Source organism: Vibrio sp. 10N.222.55.C6, from assembly GCF_041473395.1.
GTDB lineage: Bacteria > Pseudomonadota > Gammaproteobacteria > Enterobacterales > Vibrionaceae > Vibrio > Vibrio crassostreae_C.
Genome location: NZ_JBFRSD010000659.1, coordinates 1 through 343, shown reverse-complemented (window position 1 = coordinate 343; position 343 = coordinate 1). Strand labels below are relative to the sequence as shown.

Sequence of the window (343 nt, the reverse complement as noted above, 5' to 3'; positions counted from 1 at the left end):
CTAGCTTTACTGGCAAGCTCTCAAGCCTTGGCATCAGTCATTCAGGTAGAACCTGTAGATCCAAGTAAACATACATTCAGTGACATCTATTACATGCAGCAACATAACACCCAAGACTATGGAGATAAGCTGACGGATTGGTTAGATCAGGGGTTTGGTATCGTGGAATTGGATGTGATCGATAGAGGTAGATGGGAACACGAAGAGTTTGGCCCTTACGTGTCTCACTCCTCAAGCCCCGGCAACAAAAACTGCGCAGCAGCTGGCAATACTCGGCTGGGTCATTGCTTCGATGACATCATTCAATGGACAAACCAAAATAACCCGAAATACCCCTTAGTGG

At 46.4% G+C, this 343-nt stretch carries 1 protein-coding gene; it reads left to right on the top strand.

Annotated elements, in window-relative coordinates:
* Positions 1–343: hypothetical protein (locus tag AB4486_RS25520; RefSeq protein ID WP_372119520.1), on the top strand; the 343-nt coding region annotated here is incomplete at both ends.